The 20,701-nt window shown below is 50.2% G+C and carries 19 protein-coding genes; 9 read left to right on the top strand and 10 right to left on the bottom strand.

Annotated features, from left to right (window positions below; translation table 11 throughout):
- Positions 1-257, top strand: a 257-nt coding sequence (locus B7991_RS14985; protein ID WP_217898048.1) for a hypothetical protein, incomplete at its 5' end; no start/stop codon positions are given.
- A gap of 14 nt (positions 258-271) precedes the next feature.
- Here B7991_RS14985 and B7991_RS07075 read toward each other — a convergent pair.
- The 3 genes from B7991_RS07075 to B7991_RS07085 form a co-directional block, all read right to left on the bottom strand.
- Positions 272-1,036 carry a ribonuclease HII gene (locus tag B7991_RS07075; RefSeq protein WP_088630360.1) on the bottom strand — a complete coding sequence of 255 codons (765 nt, stop codon included), beginning with the start codon at positions 1,034-1,036 and terminating at the stop codon, positions 272-274.
- A gap of 255 nt (positions 1,037-1,291) precedes the next feature.
- Positions 1,292-1,885: a phosphoribosylglycinamide formyltransferase gene (gene purN, locus B7991_RS07080; RefSeq protein WP_088630202.1), complete on the bottom strand. Its 594-nt coding sequence runs from the start codon at positions 1,883-1,885 to the stop codon at positions 1,292-1,294.
- A 13-nt stretch (positions 1,886-1,898) separates the two neighbouring features.
- Entirely contained in the window at positions 1,899-2,099 is a 201-nt protein-coding gene (locus B7991_RS07085; protein ID WP_014547299.1) for a hypothetical protein, read from the bottom strand.
- Positions 2,100-2,479: 380 nt separating this feature from the next.
- On the opposite strand from B7991_RS07085, the gene B7991_RS07090 reads away from it, so the two are divergent.
- From B7991_RS07090 to B7991_RS07105, 3 genes are all read left to right on the top strand, one after another.
- Entirely contained in the window at positions 2,480-5,623 is a 3,144-nt protein-coding gene (locus B7991_RS07090) for a GH116 family glycosyl hydrolase (RefSeq protein WP_088630203.1), read from the top strand.
- Positions 5,624-5,762: 139 nt separating this feature from the next.
- Positions 5,763-7,154 (top strand): GGDEF domain-containing protein, encoded by a 1,392-nt coding sequence (locus B7991_RS07095; RefSeq protein ID WP_088630204.1) that lies wholly within the window; start codon positions 5,763-5,765, stop codon positions 7,152-7,154.
- Between the two features lie 624 nt (positions 7,155-7,778).
- Positions 7,779-8,663, top strand: coding sequence for a phosphoribosylaminoimidazolesuccinocarboxamide synthase (locus tag B7991_RS07105; RefSeq protein ID WP_072828256.1), 885 nt, complete (start codon positions 7,779-7,781; stop codon positions 8,661-8,663).
- Between the two features lie 379 nt (positions 8,664-9,042).
- On the opposite strand, the gene B7991_RS07110 is transcribed toward B7991_RS07105, so the two are convergent.
- Genes B7991_RS07110 through B7991_RS07125 form a run of 4 tightly spaced genes read right to left on the bottom strand, consistent with a single transcriptional unit; the run spans position 9,043 to position 14,388 of the window.
- Positions 9,043-9,852 (bottom strand): tyrosine-protein phosphatase, encoded by an 810-nt coding sequence (locus tag B7991_RS07110; RefSeq protein ID WP_088630206.1) that lies wholly within the window; start codon positions 9,850-9,852, stop codon positions 9,043-9,045.
- Positions 9,853-9,890: 38 nt separating this feature from the next.
- Entirely contained in the window at positions 9,891-10,577 is a 687-nt protein-coding gene (locus tag B7991_RS07115) for a hypothetical protein (RefSeq protein ID WP_088630207.1), read from the bottom strand.
- Positions 10,574-11,851 carry a glycosyltransferase gene (locus B7991_RS07120; RefSeq protein ID WP_088630208.1) on the bottom strand — a complete coding sequence of 426 codons (1,278 nt, stop codon included), beginning with the start codon at positions 11,849-11,851 and terminating at the stop codon, positions 10,574-10,576. Before B7991_RS07120 ends, B7991_RS07115 begins: the two co-directional genes overlap by 4 nt.
- A complete protein-coding gene (locus B7991_RS07125; protein ID WP_088630209.1) occupies positions 11,848-14,388 on the bottom strand; it encodes an NPCBM/NEW2 domain-containing protein in 2,541 nt (846 codons plus the stop codon). Before B7991_RS07125 ends, B7991_RS07120 begins: the two co-directional genes overlap by 4 nt.
- A gap of 207 nt (positions 14,389-14,595) precedes the next feature.
- Here B7991_RS07125 and B7991_RS07130 point away from each other — a divergent pair, with 207 nt between their 5' ends.
- The 4 genes from B7991_RS07130 to B7991_RS07145 are packed head-to-tail and all read left to right on the top strand — an operon-like array spanning position 14,596 to position 17,454.
- Positions 14,596-15,096, top strand: coding sequence for a hypothetical protein (locus B7991_RS07130; RefSeq protein WP_254917876.1), 501 nt, complete (start codon positions 14,596-14,598; stop codon positions 15,094-15,096).
- 2 nt (positions 15,097-15,098) lie between these two features.
- Complete coding sequence (locus tag B7991_RS07135) at positions 15,099-15,464, top strand: hypothetical protein (RefSeq protein ID WP_088630210.1); 366 nt, start codon at positions 15,099-15,101, stop codon at positions 15,462-15,464.
- Positions 15,461-16,372, top strand: a complete 912-nt coding sequence (locus tag B7991_RS07140) for a hypothetical protein (RefSeq protein ID WP_088630211.1) — start codon at positions 15,461-15,463, stop codon at positions 16,370-16,372. The genes B7991_RS07135 and B7991_RS07140 overlap by 4 nt, the downstream gene beginning before the upstream one ends.
- Before the next feature lie 5 nt (positions 16,373-16,377).
- A complete protein-coding gene (locus B7991_RS07145) occupies positions 16,378-17,454 on the top strand; it encodes a TIGR04133 family radical SAM/SPASM protein (protein ID WP_088630212.1) in 1,077 nt (358 codons plus the stop codon).
- A gap of 119 nt (positions 17,455-17,573) precedes the next feature.
- Here B7991_RS07145 and B7991_RS07150 read toward each other — a convergent pair whose 3' ends face one another.
- From B7991_RS07150 to B7991_RS07160, 3 genes are all read right to left on the bottom strand, one after another.
- Entirely contained in the window at positions 17,574-18,563 is a 990-nt protein-coding gene (locus tag B7991_RS07150) for a PD-(D/E)XK nuclease family transposase (protein WP_088630361.1), read from the bottom strand.
- A 160-nt stretch (positions 18,564-18,723) separates the two neighbouring features.
- Positions 18,724-19,626, bottom strand: a complete 903-nt coding sequence (locus B7991_RS07155) for a hypothetical protein (RefSeq protein WP_088630213.1) — start codon at positions 19,624-19,626, stop codon at positions 18,724-18,726.
- A 67-nt stretch (positions 19,627-19,693) separates the two neighbouring features.
- Positions 19,694-20,002, bottom strand: coding sequence for a type B 50S ribosomal protein L31 (locus B7991_RS07160; protein WP_012820063.1), 309 nt, complete (start codon positions 20,000-20,002; stop codon positions 19,694-19,696).
- Between the two features lie 97 nt (positions 20,003-20,099).
- On the opposite strand from B7991_RS07160, the gene B7991_RS07165 reads away from it, so the two are divergent.
- Positions 20,100-20,684: a hypothetical protein gene (locus B7991_RS07165; protein ID WP_088630214.1), complete on the top strand. Its 585-nt coding sequence runs from the start codon at positions 20,100-20,102 to the stop codon at positions 20,682-20,684.
- The last annotated feature ends 17 nt before the right edge of the window (positions 20,685-20,701 follow it).

Here is a 20,701-nt window from a genome sequence, read left to right on the forward strand (position 1 = left end):
GCTACGCCTCTCAACATGACGCTAAACGCTTCGGCGTCAGAATGACAGCCAAAACGTTCAGCGCTCTCGTCATTCTATTACCGCTTCTCCGTCATTTCGAACGAAGTGAGAAATCCAGTTATTTCTCGTTTCGCAATACAAGACTTTACTGGATGTTTCGAGGCTACGCCTCTCAACATGACGCTAAACGCTTCGGCGTCAGAATGACGCAGCACAAGACTTTACTGGATCCTTCGGGCTTTCAGCCCTCAGGATGACGCAATAGAAAACGTTACAAGCTTTTGGGGTGGAAGCTTTTGCGGTGGGCTGGTGTGAAGCCTTGGCGGCGGATGGCGTCGAGATGAGCCTTGGTGCCGTAACCGGCGTGTTTGTCGAAGCCGTAACCCGGATAAAATTCTTCTAATTTATCCATATAGCGGTCACGGAATACTTTCGCGAGAATCGAAGCGGCCGAGATGCTTGCGATGCGCCCATCGCCTTTAACGATGGGCATCTGGATGTCTTGCGGCATCTTATCGATTTTGAGATTGCCATCGACAGCAATGAGGATGTTAGGGAAACCGTTACTGGATCCTTCATTTCGCTGCGATTCATTCAGGATGACATTTGCGGCATCTTTCAAAGAGCCTTTGACTTCGATGGGAATTTCGGGGGCGGTTTCATTGAGGCCCGGGAATCCAAGCGCTTGCAAGGCACGGCGCATCGCCAAGAAGTCCGCTTCGAGAATGTTGATTTCGTCAATTTCTTCGACGCTAGCACTTGCAATCGCATAGCATGCACAGGCGTCCTTAACCGCATCAAACATCGCTTCGCGCTTTGGGCGAGAAAGCTTTTTGGAATCGTTCAGCGTCAAGAGTGCATCGGGCGACTTGAGCACCGCAGCACAAGCCACAACAGGACCCGCGAGCGGTCCACGCCCAACTTCGTCAATGCCCACGACAATCGCGGAATTCTCCGCAGCAAATTTGCGCAGCGCCACCTCCCCTTCTACCGGGGATTCAATGTTTTCCAAAAATGCGGGCAGTTTGAATTTCATAAGCCAAAAATTAGATAATGTAGGAGCAACACAAAACGCTTCATCGTCATTTTCTGCGATTAGCATTCGTCATTCTGAACATCTCGCACTCGTCACCCTGAGCATAGCGAAGGGTCCAGTTACATTCCGCTTCTCCGTCATTTCGAACGAAGTGAGAAATCCAGTCATTTCTCGTTTCGCAATACAAGACTTCACTGGATGTTTCGAGGCTTAGCCTCTCAACATGACGCGGTTCAAGAAGCTCTCAGGATGACATTAACGCAAACCCAGCGACTTGGCGTAGTCGCGAATAGTCTTCCAGTACAAAGCGTGTTCTTGCACGAGGACACGGGCGGCAAGAGTATCGGCCGTATCGTCCGGCATCACAGGAACCTTGGTCTGCGCCAAGATGCGACCGCGGTCAATTTCTTCACTCACGAGATGCACCGTCGGGCCCGATTCCGTTTCGTGCGCGGCAAGCACAGCCTCATGAACGTGATGCCCAAAGAAACCCTTACCGCCAAACTTCGGCAACAGCGACGGGTGAATGTTCAAAATGCGGTCCGTCATACGCTTGAGCATGCAAAGCGGGAGCGCCTTCATGTAGCCCGCCAAAATCAAAAGGTCTACATTGTACTTGTCGAGAACTTCAAGCATAGCCGCTTCGAACGCCGCCTGATCCGGATGAGTCTTACCCGAAATGTGATGCACCGGGATTCCGAATTCTTCGGCATGATGCACAGCACCACAACCCGCGTTGTTCGTAATCAAAAACTTGCACTGGGCTTCGAGGTCACCCTCGCCAATGTGATCAATAATCGCTTTGAAGTTGCTTCCACCGCCGGAAGCCATGACGCCAATTTTAAACATGGGCCAAATATAACTATTTGTGGTCGATTCCGGGTGGGGTGCGGAGATAATAGATGACGCACGGGACCGTTATGCAGACGACCCAGACTAAAAAATTGACGTAGACAAACCACGACTCAAAAGTCACGTGAGCTGGGATAACGTAAGCTTTCAACAGGGAAAACACGACGATGAGGAAAACGCCGGGAAGCATATGAGCAATCAACTTAGTCATACCCTAAAAATAATTCAAATCAAAAACGTTTCATGTAAAAAGAGTGAAAATTCTACGTCGTCCTGAGGAACAACGTGACGAAGGACCCAGTTATTTCTTGTTTTACACTCGTCATTCCGAACGAAGTGAGGACAACTCAGAAGGCGAGTGTTGTAGCCATGCTTGCATGGATATAACCGAGCCAAAGAGTTGGGGCATAGCCCAATCCAGTCAATTCTCGTTTCGCAATACAAGACTTTACTAGATCCTTCGACTTCGGGCTACGCCCTTCGCTCAGGATGACAATTCAGCCCACCGTCTACTGCCTACTGCCTACTTCCTACCGTCTACTCATTTACTATCTTTCCACCTGTATAAACCTTTAAATATCGGACCTCATTATGAGCATTAAAGATTATCTCGCCGGTGCAAAACAAGCCGGAACCGTTCAAAAATTGATGACCCCGGGCCTCGCAGTGGAATTTATCCAGCCCTGGTACACTCCGCTTTCTACCACGCCTTCGACGACGGGTATTGCAGTGGGTGGTATTGGTTCTACGTTTACCGCAACGCCTGCGGGCACGACTCCCGTGATGAACGTGATGCCGGGTGTTCAGGTTCGCACCGAAAAGCCGTCTGACCTCCGCTTCAACAACTTCTTCTTCAAGGAAGCTGTGCTCAGCGCAAAGGCCGCTCTCGTGATCGGCAACTTCGCCGCATTCGGCATTTACAACAACAACTTCCCGCTCCTCGACGCCAATGGCGCACGCGTTTTCGGCGACGCCGACATGAAGGACCAGAAGAAAGCCGAAGCCAAGCTCAACAAGGTTCTCGCCGACAAGACTTTCTTCGAAACGAACAAGGCCGCTTTTGAACGCTGGCACATCCAGTTCAGCGACCGCACCCAAGCTTTGATCGCCGCAGGCAAGGACTCTGCCGCCATCAACCGCGCCGTGCTCATCGACTTCTTCGACGGCATGGTTGGCGAAAAGGCAGCCCGCGAAGGCGCCCTCACCGCCGCTTGGGCAAACGACAGCGAATTCCTCGGCCAGCCGGGTTATGACGCCGCCAAGATGAAGTACACAGCCCTCTATCCGGTCAGCGAAACCGTTTACGAAGGCAAGGGTGTCGCCATCACCAAGACGCAGTCCAGCTATGTGACTCCGGGCGACGAACGCCTCTCCAGCCTCCCGGTGAACGCCACCGTCTTCACGCTCGAAAACAACACTAAGGAAACCCGCGAAGTGACGATTGTCCAGATTCAGGACAGCATCACGGGCTACATGGCCAAGAAGGACCGCCAGGGCGTTCAGGACTCTAGCTTTGTTCTCGTTCCGGCCGCACGTTTCCCGAAGGGTGTGCAGTTCGACAAGGAACTCGAAGATGGCCGCTCTGTTCGCGGTATCGAATTTTATAACGAAAAGGCTCTCGCCGAAAGCGACTTCAACGGTTGCATGGGCGTGAGCGTGGCTTGGAACAAGAAGGACAACCTCAATGTTTCCGTGAAGCCGATGTTCTATCAGGATGACGCCAAGTCCGTCTTGAAGGCTGCACTCCAGAGCGGTCGCGTTGCCAATTCCTGGGTCAAGAATGTTTACAGCGGCCGTGAAACGATTGCCGGCGCCATCGCCGTTACCGCAGTCCTCAAGCCGAAGCAGAAGGTCTCCTTCCAGTTCAACATGGTGCTCGACTTCCCGGAAATCAAGCTGAACAAGCTCACTTCCGCCAAGAAGTACACCGCATTCTACCCGGAAGCATATGGCCGCGTGGTCGCCCTCCTTACGGAAGCTCTCGCTGCCGACAAGACTTTCGATGATCGCCTCAAGGCATTTGAAAACCTCGTTCCGAAGAAGCCGGTTGCCAAGCTCTACAAGACTGCCGCCAAGCAGGCTGAATTCAAGAGCCTCGCCATCAACACGCTCAGCTTCCTCGCCGAAGCCACCGTGTGGGACAAGGAAGACCGCTTCCTCGTTCGCGAATGCGCCGACTATCCGTTCTTCAACTCTCTCGACGTTTACTTCTACGGCAGCTTTAGCTTGCTCGCCCTCATGCCACGCCTCGATGGCGTTGTGATGAAGCGCTTTGGCGATGCTATCCTCGCCGTGAACGACAACCGTCGCCGCCACCACGAATTTGTGAACCTCCCCTACGCCGACCTCCCGGACCCGAAGCTTGAAGGCCCGCGCGCTGTGCGTGGCGCCGTGATTCACGACCTCGGTAGCCCCTTCGACGCCGAACCGGATGCCTACGACTGGCACAATGTTAAGGAATGGAAGGACCTCGCTCCGAAATACGTGCTCATGGTCTACCGTCACTACCACAAGACGAAGGACATGCAGTGCCTCGCCGATTGTAAGGAAGCCGTTTACGCCGCCATGGAATACCTCGAAAAGATGGTGAACCCGGGCGAAAACTTCCCGCTCACGCACGGTACTGACGACACGTTCGACAACCTCTGCAGCTACGGCATTTCCGTTTACTGCGGCTCCCTCTGGATTGCAGGCCTCCGCGCTGCCGCAAAGATTGCTGAGCTCCTCGGCGATAACGATCAGGCAGCCAAGTGGAACGCCAAGTCCGAAGAAGCCAACAAGGAATTCACCGAATCCCTCTGGGATGAAAACGAAGGCTACTTCCGCTTCTTCATCACTCCGATGGAAATGAAGGACTTGAACGTCGAAAAGTACGCCGAACTCCGCGAAGCCGTGAAGGTTTCTTTGGAACTCCCGGAAGATCCGAACGCAGGCGTGAAGGCCATCAACGAATGGCTCTGCGCAGGCGAAATCCCGGACGGCGAAGACCTTTCCAAGAACGAACTCCGTGGCCTCAAGAAGGCTTGGATTACGGCTCAGTGCAAGGAAGCCTTCACCAAGAGCTGGGAAGCAAAGATTGCTAACGACTGCGACGATGTGTTCGCCGATACGATGCTTGCAGACACTTACCTCCGCTTGCTGGACCTCGAACCGATTACGGACAGCGCAAAGGCAAAGTCTAACTTGCTCAGAATTTTCAATACGAACTATAAGGCCAACAGCCCGCTCATCGGTGCTGCAAACCTTGTTCATAAGGACGGTTCTCCGCTCGACGAATTCAACTTCCAGGCTCACGACGTTTGGATTGGCATTCAGTACAGCATCATGACCGCCATGATGTTCCACGGTTTGGAAAAGGAAGCCTCCGTGCTCGCCGATTCCATGATCGGAAACCTCTATGACGAAGCACGCGTTCCGTTTGCTGCACCGGAAGGATTCAACGGTTCTTGCCGCCTCCACCCGGAAGCACTCGTTGCAAAGTTCGGCCTCAGCACAACTGCCGCCGACAAGATGCACAAGGAGCTCCTGAAGAAGGGCGCACTCCTCGCCGACTCCCGCATCAGCCCGAAGCTTCCGCGCAATCTCGCCGCCTTCACGAAATCATTCGGCGCCATTGCCAAGAGCAATAAGGTCGATGTGAACGAGCTCTTCACGCTCCTCCACAGCACGGCACTCAAGTACACCGCTGGTAAGTACTTCCGTCCGGGCATGATTTTCGCTCTCTTGTACAAGTAAACTCAAGTTGTCATTCCCGCCACCGAGCGGGAATCACCCTTAACAATCGAGAAAAGCGTTCCGGATTGGAACGCTTTTTTCGCATTTAGATATCCATTTTGCTCCTAAAGATTTATTTTTTACCTCGAAGGAGAACGAAATGACTCATAAGAAAACGATTCATAGAAGTCTTATTCTTGGTAGCGCCGTCTTTATTGCATTCATGTGCTTTTTGCTTTCGATCCAGGCCTACCTCACCTACTCTCAGTCGCTTTACAAACGTTACGATGACAAGCTCAGCAACATCCTGAACTACGCCACCAACCGCATAGACCTCGACGACCTTTACCAAAACACCATCACCGGCCAAAAGACCGAAAAATACAACGATGTGCAACAGTTGCTCAACGGCATGGTCGACGACTTCGAACTGTTCTACCTCTACTCCCTTTTCGTGCGTAACGATTCCATGTACAATATCTGCTCGGCCACAAGCAAAGCAGAACGTGAACGTGGCGAAGAAGACATGAAGTTACTGGAACCAACTGACGCGTATGAACTTTCTGAAATTCGAAAATTCGCCAAGGCCATGACGAAGGATGAAATCTCATACTTCGAAGAAGATTCCGAATGGGGCCCCGCCTACACCGCCTGTAAACCATACGTCAATTCGTTAGGTGTGCATTTCGGCGTCATCTGTGCAGACGTTTCCATCGCCGAACTCCACAAGACAGTCAACAGCTACGTTGTCTATAACGTTGTACTCTCACTCGGTTTAGGCTTGCTATTTGCGCTGATTTTGATTATCTGGTTGCGTCGCAACGTGACCGGGCCAATTCTTGAACTCGAAAAGAGCGCCCGTCATTTTGCCGAGAAGAGTCGCGGCAAAAAGTCACCCGACGAGCTTATCTTCGATGCACCGGACATCCACACCGACAACGAAGTCGAATCGCTTTCGAACGCTATTTCGCAGATGTCCCAAGACATGCGCACTTACGTACAAGGTCTTTTAGAAGCCGAAGAACAGGCGCGTTCCGCCCAGGAACAAGCCGAAGACATGACGCAGCTTGCCTTCAAGGACTCGTTAACCCACGTCAACAGCAAAGTCGCCTACGACAAGATGAAGGATACTTTGCAAGAACAAATCGAAAAGGGCAGCACAACATTTGGCTTTGTCATGATTGACCTCAACGACCTCAAGGACGTCAATGACCACTATGGACACGACTGCGGAGACAAATATATTTTAGGCTGTTGCCATATATTCTGCAACATTTATAAGCAATCCCCCATTTACAGAGTCGGTGGCGACGAATTTGTCGTCTTGTTGCAAAACAGCGACTACAAGAACAAGGACAAGTTAATTAAGGTTATCGAATCGGAATTTAAAAAGACTCGAAACAACAAGTCACGCAAGCCTTGGGAACGCTACTCCGTCGCTTACGGCATGTCAGAATACAAGCCCGGCGATACCGTCGACAATGTATTCAAGCGCGCCGACGAAAGCATGTACCACAAGAAAATGGAAATCAAGAATTCACCCAAAGCATAAAAGCATGAAAGCCTCCCCGAAGGGAGGCTTTTTAGCACTGCTATCTTTGTTAAAAAATCACCGTTAGGAATATCGTCAACGCGGATAACATCTAAAAGGACTGCGCCAGAAATACACCTACATCAAACCGTTGCATAAAAAACAAGCTGGTCTAAACCAGCTCGTGAAAAAATCCCCCAAAAATTATTTTGCTTTTTTGAGATGCAATTCAACCTTTTTATGTGCATTCGGGTCGTTCTTGGCAACCGCGTACAACAACGCTGCCATATAGATAATCATGCAAATGATACTATGGACGACCTCATCACCATTCAACCCCATAAAACGATCCGAAGCCGCGACAGTGCTCAAAGAAAATATGCTATACAAATACACGAGCACCCTAGACGTCACACGAACAATAGCCTTTTTCGTCTTTGTTTTATAAAGCAATCCAATCAGGACAATCAAGAGAAAGGACACAAAAAGCGTATACGCATACAAAATCAAAATCCGCAAGAAATCCATTTTCACCTCTTTTGGATTCAATATAAAAAAGAATCAGTCCTAATATCACTTTTTTTCTTATTTCTAGCCTCTCGGAACTAGCTACAAACAGCTACTTTTTCTACATTTGCTTGCACTATGAGCTTAAAATTTGATACTCCCATTACCGAAGTTCCGCTGTTCCACCAGGGTAAAGTACGTGACATGTACGACCTCGGCGACAGCTTCCTGATGGTCGCTAGCGACCGTCTTTCCGCTTTTGACGTGGTGCTCCCCACCCCGATTCCTGGTAAGGGCAAAATCCTCAACCAGCTTTCGCTGTTCTGGTTCCAGCACCTCGGCATGAAGAACCACCTCATCACCGCCGACGTGAACGAATACCCGGCAGTCTTGAAGAAGCACGCCGACTACCTCCGCGGCCGTTCCATGATCGTGAAGAAGGCTCACCGCCACTCCGTCGAATGCATCGTGCGCGGTTACATCGTCGGTTCTGGCTGGAAGGACTACCAGAAGACCGGTAAGATCTGCGGCCATGTTCTCCCGGAAGGCCTGCAGCTCTGCCAGAAGCTGGAAAAACCGCTCTACACGCCGAGCACCAAGCCGGACGTAGGCCACGACGAAAACATCAGCTTCGAACAGACTTTCGATATCGTAGGCGAAAAGGTTGCAACGACTCTCCGTGACATGTCCCTCGACATCTACACGAAGGCCCGCGACTACGCCGCAAGCAAGGGCATCATCCTTGCCGACACCAAGTTCGAATTCGGTGAAATCGACGGAGAAACCATCCTCATCGACGAAGTTCTCACTCCGGACTCCAGCCGCTACTGGCCCGCAGACAAGTACCAGGTAGGCAAGAACCAGGAAAGTTTCGACAAGCAGTACGTTCGCGACTGGCTCGAAACACTCGACTGGGGCAAGACCTACCCGGGTCCGGAAATTCCGGCAGACGTCGTGAAGAACACGCTCGCCAAGTACGAAGAAATCTTCGTGCGCCTCACCGGCAAGCAGCCGGAACTGTAAGAGACCGCTCGGCTCTATCGCATAAGCAAGAATGTGATTTCGCCTCGCTCTCGCAACCACTCCTCGTTAATACGAGGAGTTTGTTGCTCACGGAGACCGCTCGACTCTATCGCATAAACAAGAATGTGATAATAAAAACGCGCAGACCTTCGGGCCTGCGTTTTTCTTTTTGCGTCATGTTGAGCGACAAAGTCGCGAAACATCCAGTAAAGTCTTGTATAACGTCATTCTGAACGGCGAAGCCGTGAAGAATCCAGTAAAGTCTTGTATTGCGAAACGAGAAATGACTGGATTCCTCACTTCGTTCGGAATGACGAAGCGAGTAGATTGCTCAGGGTGACGAGAGTGCGGAATGTTCGGAATGACGAAGATGCAACAATTATTCCAAATAATATTCCCGGAGTGCGTCAATTGTCGCGGTGGGTACGTGCATCCGCTGCGTGATAAAATTCAATAGCGAACCACATTCCGCATTAATGCGATTGAGCGGAATTTCAAGATACTCGCGCTTGACACTCACCAAGAAATGCAGAATGTCGAGTTGCTCTTCCGTCATTCCCGATTCACGACCTTTAGCAGTCATAGCCTCTAGCGGCTTGCGGTACGAGTTTTCGGATTCCGCGTAATCATCTAAAATAGCGTTATCATCAGCACCGAGAGCGGCAAGCATCAACGCCGAGCAAAAGCCGCAACGATCCTTGCCCGAAGTACAGTGCCACAGCACTGGAGCGCCTTTTTGCGCAAGAATAGTCTCAAAGACCTTTGCATACTGCTTGCTCGCATAATCGCTATCGACAAAATAATTATAGAGTTTGTCTTTTAACGTACTTGCAATCGGATGGCGGGCAATGCCAAAAAGGAATTCCATAAAGTCCACGCCCGTCGCAGGCACCACTTGATCCTTGTTAAACGCATCACCATGCATGGAATCGTCCAAAACAGGAATCAAAGCGGAATCCATCCCATCGAGGAGCTTGTCCGGCTTTTGCATGTATTCAAAGTCAGAACGTAAATCAATTACCAGATGAACGCCAAAATCATCGCGCAAGCGGTGCAAATCATGTTCCGTCGCTTTGGACAAATTGCTACTGCGAAAAAGCAAATTGTGCTTGACATGGGAACCGCCCGCCGGAATCCCGCCGAGCTGTCGCGCGTTATCAATCGATTCAAACTTTAAAACATTAGCCATAAGCTCCCCTTCTATTGACTTCGTCGCCCGCGAGCGCGTTATTTCTTCACGATTCTCAGAACACCCTGCTTGTTGTACTCAGGGGCATCTTTGGAGAAGAGCGTCTTCGTTTCTTGACGGAGCACGTATTTTTCGCCCTCGCCCCAGTCAATGACGCTTCCAGACTTTGCCGGGATGCCATCGCCAAACAAGCTATCTGCAGCCATCAAGAGAGCCTCTTCCGGGTCTTCAATCGTATTCGAGATGCACAAGTCCGGCAACGTAAACACAGCCAGGCCAAGCGTATAAAGCGAATCACCCGAATCAAGAATGTTAATCCACGGGTCCATCGCATAATCGCAATCGCCGAACTGTTCTTCAAAAGCCTTCGCGGTCCAGGCCGTGCCAGACTGTTGCATATAAACGCCCGCAGCCTTCGCGTTGAGAACCTTCAAAATGGCGGAATTTACCATTTCAACATCGTCCATCGTCTTTACGTTCCCGAGCAAGAACAAAAGCGACTTGTGTGCAACAATAGCCTTCTCTTCGTCTTCCGTCAAATCATTGCGTTCCTTGAAAATTTCCAGAACGTCTGGAGAAGCCGGCTGGCGTACAACGTCAAATTGAACACTGCAACCAGGAATCATCAACGTCTTGGTATCCGCATTCACCTGAACCGTTTCGGTAATGGCAAACGGTTCATCAACAGCAACGGGAATCGGGAAAGCTAAAACGAACTGGTTCATATCGACCTCTCTTTAAATTTTCGAACAACATCTTCAACCGCATCGTGAAGCAAATTTTGCTTTTCGACTTTCGGCATTTTCACGGACTTTTCGAAAGCGCTTGTGAGCGTTTCAGCAGAAAGTTCATCTGCCGGAATTTCAACGGCATAACCCGCCTTCGACAAATCGTGAGCGAGGACAATCTGTTCAAACTGACCTGGCGTCGGTACAAAGATACATTTTGCACCAAGTTCCGCCATGTCCATCACAGTGCTGTAACCGCCTCGGCTCACCACAAAATCGGCACGTTTCACGGCTTCGGTGAAATCGTTCGTTGCCAAGTGCGTGTGGAACTCGATATTCCCTTCGGTCCACGTTTTTTGCTCCGCCGAAGGCTTCCCGAGAATCATCATGTGCTGACCAGGAATCTGCGCCAATGCATCACGCAGCTGCTGTTCGAACTGCGTACGTGCAGGCTCCACACCCGACACAACCGCCACAACCTTGTAGGCCGCGCGCAATCCAAGAGCTCGCATTCCAAAAGTTTGCTTTCCAGAAGCACGCTCTTCTGAAGCTGCGTTCCATTCCACGTTCGCCGAGTGCGCCATAAATTCCGACACACTCATCAAGTCCACATCACGCTCCAGATCGACCGGCGCCGGCACATTTCCAAGCGCACTCCCAAGCGCATTCCTAGCATTCTCGCCTGCATCCCAGTCCGAGAATCTCGAAAGCGTCCCAACGTAACGCATCGGCTTATCGCCCGGCGTCGCACCCGAATGCGAAAGAGACCCCGCATAGCCCGGATAAATTTCCAAGTCCGGCACCCAGACTTCATCGAACTTGCGCATGATGTTCGCATGCCACATCACACCAATACGTTCAAACGCCGCAAACGCCCGCGGGAACGCAATCCTGCGCTGGTGCGTCATGTAAATACTATAAGCCCTCTTGGAATAGAACGCAAAACGATTGTCCGAGAACAACACATCATAGCCATGACGGTCGACCATCTCTTCGGCAAAATGATGCTCGTAACGCATGACAGAATTCAGATGCATGCTATTCTTGAGCAGCCAAAGCGCCATATTGTAGCCGTGCTTCGGGTAGACAATGTTGTAGCTCGGAGCCAAGCGCTGTCGCAAATCCGGGAATACCTCACGGAAAAAGTTTGCGTTCGCCTTGACTACAGCAAGTTCCACCTCGGCCCCCGCCCGCAAGAATTCGCGGACAACAGGCACGCAACGAGTCGCATGCCCAAGTCCCCAATCCAGCGGAGCTACAAGGACTTTCACTTTTCAGCCTCAAGCCAGGCATGAGCCCAGTCGCCGTGGTCGCAGTCCTTATCCTTACCCATCAGTACACGCAAATTAATCGACTTTGCGCCCTTGACGTCGAGTTTCAAGCGTTCCTTATCGGTCGTATAAAGCTTCTTGGAATGGTAAATTTCACGTCCATCCGCTTCAACCACAAAGAAGGCACCATCACCGCAAGCACTTTCATCGTCAAGGCCGATAACCACATTCAGCCAGTCGTAATTACGAGAAAGCGGGAATTCAATAGCCGAATTGGCGTGGCTACCAATACCGTAGCGGAACGGTTCACCATCGATCGTGAGCTTATGATGTTCAACAGTCGTGTTCATCTGCGGTTCGCCCCATTCCTGGAAGAACTTGCCCATCTTCATTTTGGACAAAAGCGCCACATTCTCGCCATCGACAAAGAAGTCGCGATACGTCACAAGCGTATCTCCGTCCGGCATCGAGCAGCTCAGCACAACGCGGTTCATGCCGGCGCGAATCTTCGAAGAATCCAAGACCAGCGTATCCGCTTTGTTCGACACGAGCATTTCGCCCTGATCCTTGTCGTTCAACTTGTAGTCGCAAGCAATCGATTCCGGGAACAGCTTGTTCGCCACAATCATGCCGTTCGATTCTTCGGTCACCATGAAGTTCTGTGCGTAATGCGACACGCCCTTCTTCGAAATAATCTTGTAAATAGCAAGACCATAGCCGAACAAGCGAGCTTCCATCAGCACACGTTCATTTTTGTAATTGCTGAGAATATCGTCAATCTGATCCGTCGTCTTGAACCCGACCACGCGGCTATTGCGGTTCACCGAGCCATAGCCATCCTGACCACGCACGAGATAAATATTGCCGCCAGACTTCTGCAACCATTCAGCAAATGTTTCGGTACTCCAGTTCTTGAAAGTGTTTTCGCTAAACGAGGTATGTCCCGAAGCAAGCATCTGCCAAGGTCTTGCGTAAATGAACACAGAATTTTTCGGATACTTTGCAAGCTCCGTATTCAAGAAATCTTCTTCGATGAGGAGCTTGTTCTTGTAATAAAGCATGTTCGCCTTGTAGCTCGGGGCATGGTAAACCATCAACCCGACAGACAAGAGGCAAGCCACACCGGCCACAATTTTTGCAGCCGCATCACGTTTCATCTTCGTCGTAAACACGAGCGCATCATAAAGGCCAAGCGCCATCAAAAGCGCAAATAGCGGGAGCGCCACAAGCACATAACGCTGGTTGATGTCAATCGTAAACGTACCGGACACGTTCAAAAGAATCACGAAAATCTGCATGCAGAACGTGATGCCCAGAATGAACCCGCGCACGTAACGGCGAGAATAAATCATTCGGAACAAAAGCCAAGCCGTCGCCAAAAGCAAAATCACGGTAAATGTCGTGTAGAACGGATTTTCCATGATACCGCCAAACGCAGCATCCGGCTTGAGGTTCATCATCACTTCGATATTCGTCTTGAGATTAAACCACAAGTTTTCAAACGAGTGCGCCGCATGCGTACCGCCCTGAAAATCGTAACCGCGATACGCAGCCATCGTGTTAATCGAAGGCCAGCTCACCGCAATGACAGCCGCAACAAACGCCGGCAAGCGATAGGACTTTTCAAGGAAATAGCGGTAATAGTAAAGTGCAAACGGGATAAACGCAAAAACGGTTTCCTGACGAGTCTGTGCAAAGAATCCAAGCAACGGAACCGTCAAAAGGAAATGCTTCCACGTGACCTTGTTCGTCGGCACAAACGCATACCATGCCATGAGTACCGCAAGCAAAAGGATGTAGAGGACTTCGGTCGATGCCGAGCGCGACTGCAACAGGTAAATCGGCATACCACCCAAGAACGCCGTCGCCGCAAGCGCAAGCTTATCGCTCTTGAACCACTTGCTAAGCGCAAGGAAGAACGCAATCAAGCTCAAGATGTAGAACGGATAGTTCACCATCAGCGCCGAATCGCGATTCGGTTCCATGAAGTTAAATACAAGCGAATAGACAAATCCAAGAGCCTTGCCCTTGAAGTTGTTCACTTCGGTCTTGCAATCGAGAACGCCATCCGTCCAGACGCCTTCGTTACAGACACCGCCTGTATGCTGGAAATACATCTGGAGGCCCATCGATTCCCAGCTCGTCTCGTCACTCAAAACACGGTGCGAATTGCCGATGTTCCCGAAAATGAATACCGAGAACACGATGAGCAAAAGCGCAAGCCCGCAAAAGCTCTTGCCGCTCGGCAAGTAGCCGCGAATATTTTTTGCAACAAACGGAGCATTGACAACAATACCCGCCACAAGTAGCAGGAACGTTACAAGAATCGAGTAATAACCCCACTCGATATCCCAACGGCGTGCATAGGCCACGGATAAGTTGTTAAAGACGAGGAAAGCAGATACGAGCACGGTTGCCGTAACCACCAACATGATATTCTGAGGTTTATCCCAATGAAGGGAATTCTTCCATTCCATAAAGGACTGACGCAAAGACTTAGGCTTTACACCGTCCCTTCCTAACGTTTCTTTTTTCATAGTGCCCTAAATATAACTTTTATACGCAAAATACGAACGCGGCAGGGCGAATTTTCGACTCGAAACACCTTATAGCAAGCCTATATGCAACAGATGCAACAAAAAGTATTCGGCACACGAGTTTTATCGCCGTTTTGGAGCATTTTGAGACTTATTTTGTATATATTTATAGGAGTGTGAGCCCCTGGAGGGCATGAGGAGTTAAAAATGTTTTACAAACACTGGAAAAAGATTTCACTTGCAATCACCGGATTTTTCTGGGCCAGTTGCGACACCAGTTCCACCACGGTGGAACCGCCCCTTTACGGCGCCCCTCCACAATATTCCAGCAGTTCAGAAATACAAAACTCAAGCTCCAGCAGCGAAGATAAAATATCAAGCAGTTCCGAACCATTGCCTATGCCCGCCTACGGCGTGCCGCAAATGGATTGCGAAGTCACCTCTGAAAACGATTCTACGGTCACTTGCGAAAACGGATACACCTGCACTGAAAAACAAATCATCGTCAAAGATCCCTATTACGATGGCGGTTGCGTTACCGACACTATACACGGCGAACTTACACAGGTTTGTCTCGATTACGGCATTCCGTATTACCCCGCAAAATTTTACGAATGCAACGACGGAATCGTCTACGACGATAGCAGCTTCAGAAAAATCTACAAGAAAAACAAAGACGGCCTAGATTCGGAATCGCAAGGAAACTAAAAATGTTCTACAAGCACTGGAAAAAAATTTTTCTCGCCATCGCAGCATTTTTCTGGAATGGCTGCAGTGACAACGCTGCTTCAAGCGAAGTAAAAGCAACCTGCACCTTTTCAGGTGGAGCCTGTCCAGAATATGGAATTGATTTTTACGTTTGCGAGAACCCAGAAGATTACCAATCTCATGACTCGACCAAGTGTACCTTTTACAAGCGCGACCCGTGTACCTATTATTACAATTGCGATGATGGCGTATCTTGCTACAAGGACGAAGGCCAAACCGACGTGACTTGCTATGACAAACAAGAGCACGAAACGACATACACCGAAGATGAATTTAAAGAAAAATACGATGTAAAGGAACCAGAATGAACATTCGCAAGCATTGGAAAAATCTTTTACTCACGACTACCGCCTTCTTTTGGGCGGGGTGTAACGGCGACAGCGTCACGGAATCAGGTTGCCCATGCGACAACGATTCGGGCATCGAATCCAGCTCCAGCAGCAACGACGAGGGCTCTAGTTCTAACGCGCCAAGCTCCAGCAGCGCCGTCGAATCTAGTTCTAGCCTCGGCGAATCCAGTTCCAGCGAAACAGTCGCATCTTCAAGTTCAGAATCGTCTAGTTCAAGCGAAAGCGTTTCGTCAAGCTCCAGCGCAGGCGAAGTAACTTGCACACTCGGCGATTCGCTCATAACGTATTACCAGCCCTCCTTTTCCGCCGACATCGCCAAGATGAATGCAGAAGAAAAGGCAAAACGTGCAGGCGTCAGCATAATCGACAGCATCCAAAATACATTGCAAACAGTCCCGCAGTGCCTTGCCAAATTGCGCCAGGAACTCGACAGGTTTGTTGCTCTATACGGCGCTCCGGTCAGGCTCCACACAGACGAAGTTTGCAGCGACGGCACGACCCGCCCCACTCAGGAATACCTCGATTACCTGAAAATGAAAGAGGAATGGGAAAAGAACAAGCCCGCGCTAGACGAGGAATGCCAAAAGATTTACGAAGACAAGTTGAAGAAAATCGAGCAGACCGTCAAAGAATGCCTTGCAACATCAAACCCAAACACGGATCTGACGGTTTGCGATTTTGACGCCATGTGCCCCGAATACGGTGTAGATTCAAAATGCACTTTAAAATACACCTGCAATGACGGAGTTACTTGCCGCAGAACCGAAGGCGACACCAATATGGATTGCACCAACAAGCAAGGCGAAAAAACAACCTACACCAAAAAAGATTTCGACAAGAAATATTACACCAAAGAAAATTATTAGGATTTATGCAACTTTCGCTTAAAAAGAAACTCGCTCTTGAAGCTTATCGTCTTTACCGCCACAACGAAATCAAGGCGCACCCGCTCACGTACTTTTTTTGGGAATGCACACTCCGCTGCAACTTGCACTGTTTGCACTGCGGTAGCGACTGCGTCAAGGACGCCATCCCCGACATGCCCCGCGAAGATTTCATGGGCGTACTCGACAAGCTCGCCCCGCACATCGACCCGAAGCACTTTATCGTGGTGATTACCGGCGGCGAACCTCTCATGCGCCCGGACCTCGAAGAATGCGGCCAAGAAATCAAGAAGCGCGGCTACCCCTGGGGCATGGTCACAAACGGACTTGCGATGACTCCCGAACGCTACTCGCGCCTTTTGAACGCCGGGCTGCGTTCGCTCACGATCAGCCTTGACGGTCTCGAAGCAAACCACAACCATTTCCGCGGCGACCCGCATAGCTTTGAACGCGCGCTGCGCGCCATCGACATGGCCGCCCATACGCAAGGAATTACCTTCGACGTGATGACCTGCGTGAACCGCGAGAACCTCAAGGAACTCCCGAAGATTCTCGACTTGCTTTTGAAAATCGGCGTGAAGCGTTGGCGCGTTGCGACCGTATTCCCGAAGGGTCGCGCCAAGGACAATCCGCTGTTCCAGCTCACGAACCAGGAATTCCGCCAAGTGTTCGACTTCATCCGCGAAGTAAAATCGATGAACGTCATCAACGTGAATTATGGCTGCGAAGGATTCCTCGGCAGCTACGAGAAAGACGCGCGCAATTACCCGTTCTTCTGCCGCGCCGGCGTAAACGTCTCTTCCGTGCTTTGCGACGGAAGCATCTCGGCTTGCCCGAGCTTGCGCGGCGACTACATCCAAGGCAACATCTACAAGGACGACCTCTGGGACGTGTGGCAGAACCGCTACCAGGTGATGCGCGACCGCAGCTGGGCTAAAATCGGCGACTGCAAGACCTGCAAATACTGGCGCTACTGCGAAGGCTCCAGCCTACATTTACGTGACGAGAAAACTAAAGAGTTGGCTTATTGCCATGTAGCGAGACTAGAGGCTGCCGGCGCGTAACCACTTTTCGTCATCCTGAACGGCGTAAGCCGTGAAGGATCCAGTGAAATCTTGCATCCAACCCCCATCCAGTTAAGTTTTGATAAAACGAAAAGCCGGCTTCGCCGGCTTTTCGTTAATTACTTTTGATCGATTTCCGATTTAATCGCCCCAATGTCAGCTTCAGAAAGTTCTGTATATTCAATAATTTTACCAATAGGTTCGTTTTTCAACAGCATTTTCGTTGCCATCTCGCGCGCCTTTTTATCGGCACCCAAATTAACTCCTTTCATCTTAATCCAGGCGAGATAATCCTGTTCTTCTTCCGTCAAAACCATACTCTTTACCTGTTCTCTTAAAAGCGTTTCCGAAGCATTGTCAACCAAGATTCGATGAATTGCCTTCGCAATAGTCTCATCGCCAAAATCCGGGAGTGATAGGGCGCTACCTGCGTGTTTCAGCAAAAATAGCCAGCGATCCTCATCGGTCTCAACTTGCTCCTCAGACCTGTCAAACCTAGTCAAGTCATATATAATATACTTAACCTTATCGGAAATCGTCAAGCCCTTATCGTTGCGAATGGCCCAAGTGCCGCGATAGTCATCCTGCTGTTGGATGGCAAAATCGCAAATCCAGATGGCAAAAGTCGGTGGGATTTCATAGCGACGAGATTCACGCTCTGCACGTTCCGCATCGGAGAGATTAGTAGACTGTCCCGCAAAAGTTTCTTGGTCCAATTCGTACTTGCTTTGGAGCAAAAACGCACTATGTTGAAGCAATACCCGCTCTACAAAATGAAGAGGCTTAGCCTTTTGCATCTCCACATTGATGCAAAACCCGTTCGCGGTTTTCGCACGAATATCCAGTCTGAACGTTTTGACCTGCGGAAAGATAATGTTGATTTCAGTATTTTTGACCGTGACAGACTTGATTTTGTTATCGCCCCCCAAGTGGAATACCCCGTTCAAAAAGCTGACGAGAGCCTGTTCGTCGCTCAAGAACGCCTTGAAAGCGGCATCGTAAAGCGGGTCAAGGTATTTTTGTTTCTTAATTTCCTCAAGTTTTTGCCGTTCGCAAAACTCGCGAGTATCCCCTAAAAATGTTTCATTTTTGATAGTTTCATTAGCCATTTGCATGTCCTTATAATGGTAAGGAACATCCCCTACCCATTATATTAACACGCATTTTTCGCGATTTCGGCCCACATTTTTATTGTAAAATTTTTATGATTTGCAAAAAAACGCCCGGTCCAAAGAACCGAGCGTCTTTCAATTTCAAACGTATTCCGAATTACTTAGCTTCGAAATAGTAGGTCTGGAGAGTCTTTCCGTCCTGGGAAAGCTGAATAATCTGCTTGCCCTTCGGGAGGTTGCCAGAGATCTTGAAGAGGTTTTCAGCAACGTATTCGACCTTGAGATCGGTTGCCTTATCCTTGACCGGGAACACGCCCTTCGTTTCGCCTGCGCCAAAGCCCTTGCAGTCCTTGTGAGAAGCGATCGGAGCGACGACAGCCGGATAGGTCTTAGCCGTAATTGCGGTAGACACAGAAGAAGAGTTGTGGTAGAACACTTCGAGCTTGCCATCGACAACACGCGGATCCGGGAGGTTCGTCACAGCAGCTGCGACCTGAGCGACCGGAGCGGCCTTCTTAGCCTTCTTGCCCTTCTTGCCTTTCTTCTTGACACCAATCTTTTCAGCAAGGCTTGCCTTTGCATCACCAGCCTGCTGCTGCGGCATAGTCAAGCGGTAACCAGCGATAGATTCATCGCAGTTCGTAGAGTAGACAACCCACTTGTTATCAATCTTGAGCGGGCCTTCCGGAGTACCCTGGTACAGACCCGGATCAACCTGGGCGCTGTAAATGTAAAGAATGAGAGAAGCGTTCGGATTCTGTTCCGTCGTTTCAATCTTCATACGGGTCTTCACATACTTGGAACGACCAGCATAAACTCTGTAAGCGCCAACCGGAACCTTGACGAACTTGAACTTGCCCTTGCGGAGTTCCTGGTTGAATTCGTACTTCTTGGAAAGAGTGGTGTAAATCGTGGAGTCCATACCGACAGTCGGCATTTCCAACGGCTTGTTGGTGAAAGCATCACGGACTTCACCTTCGATGGTACCAGTCTTACCGTTATCGCAAGCCGTCATAGCAAGAGCGATGATGGCAGCGGCACAAATGCTAAGTTTTTTCATTTTGCGTCCTCAGGGTTAAATAAGAGAAAAGCCTCCCTAGTTAGGGAGGCCCCAAAATTTAAGAAGATTAAGCTTCTTCTTCAGCCTTGACCGGAGCAGCCTTGCGAGTCTTACGCTTTGCAGAGGTGATGTTAGCACCGCCGCCATAGCGCTTGTTGAAGCTGTCGATACGGCCAGCCGTATCCACGCGATGCTGCTTGCCCGTCCAGAACGGATGGGTATCAGCAGTGATTTCCAAGGAAATCACGTTATATTCAACACCATCGATAGTCTTCTTTTCGGCGGAAGACTTCGTGGAGCGGGTGATGTATTCTTTACCCGTATTCGCATCGACGAACACGACCGGTTGATAATTAGGGTGGATACCTTCTTTCATTATAAAACTTCCTGTGAAGTAATTGTTGAGAGCCAAAATTTAGTTGTTTTTTAGGATTTTGGCAAGTTGCAACCTCATTTTTAGTATTTTTTATAGCATGAAATCTTTATTGTTGCTCAGTTCTTTGCTTTTGATTGCCTGCGGAAACGACCACCCGACTGCCAAAATTGTCGAGGTGAACAAGCGCATGGTGCTCGAAGAATGGCCCGACAGCAACTACATCGCCTCGCTGGACTCCATTTTGAAGCTCGAACCGGTCAAAAAAGGCAAAGATACCGCCGACGTGAGCCTCAAGATGAACGCATTCAAGGCGCCGACATTCAAGCTCCCGCCGTCCGTCACCGGAAAGAGCACGAGCCGCAAATCCGGGCTCAGCAAACCGCCTAAACAGGTGAAGCAAGCCGCTGAAGCCACGAAGCCGAGCAACAACGCCGAAAATTTCGTCGCCAAGTTCTCGAACGCGCTCTCCGCCTTGCAGTCCGACCCGTCGAACAAGGGGCTTTACAAAGTCGTCACCGCTAACGATGGCGAAGACCTGTTCAAGCTCCTCCGCAGAACGTATGGCGCAGGCACACAAAACCTCCCCCGCTTCTACGTGCTCTCGGCCCTCCAGTCCGTGAACCCGGGCGTCATGCTCGAGCACCTCAACGCCGGCGACAAAGTCCGCGTTCCGCGACTCTAAGCAGTAAGTCGTCATTC

It is taken from the genome of Fibrobacter sp. UWB3 (assembly GCF_002210405.1).
Taxonomy (GTDB): domain Bacteria; phylum Fibrobacterota; class Fibrobacteria; order Fibrobacterales; family Fibrobacteraceae; genus Fibrobacter.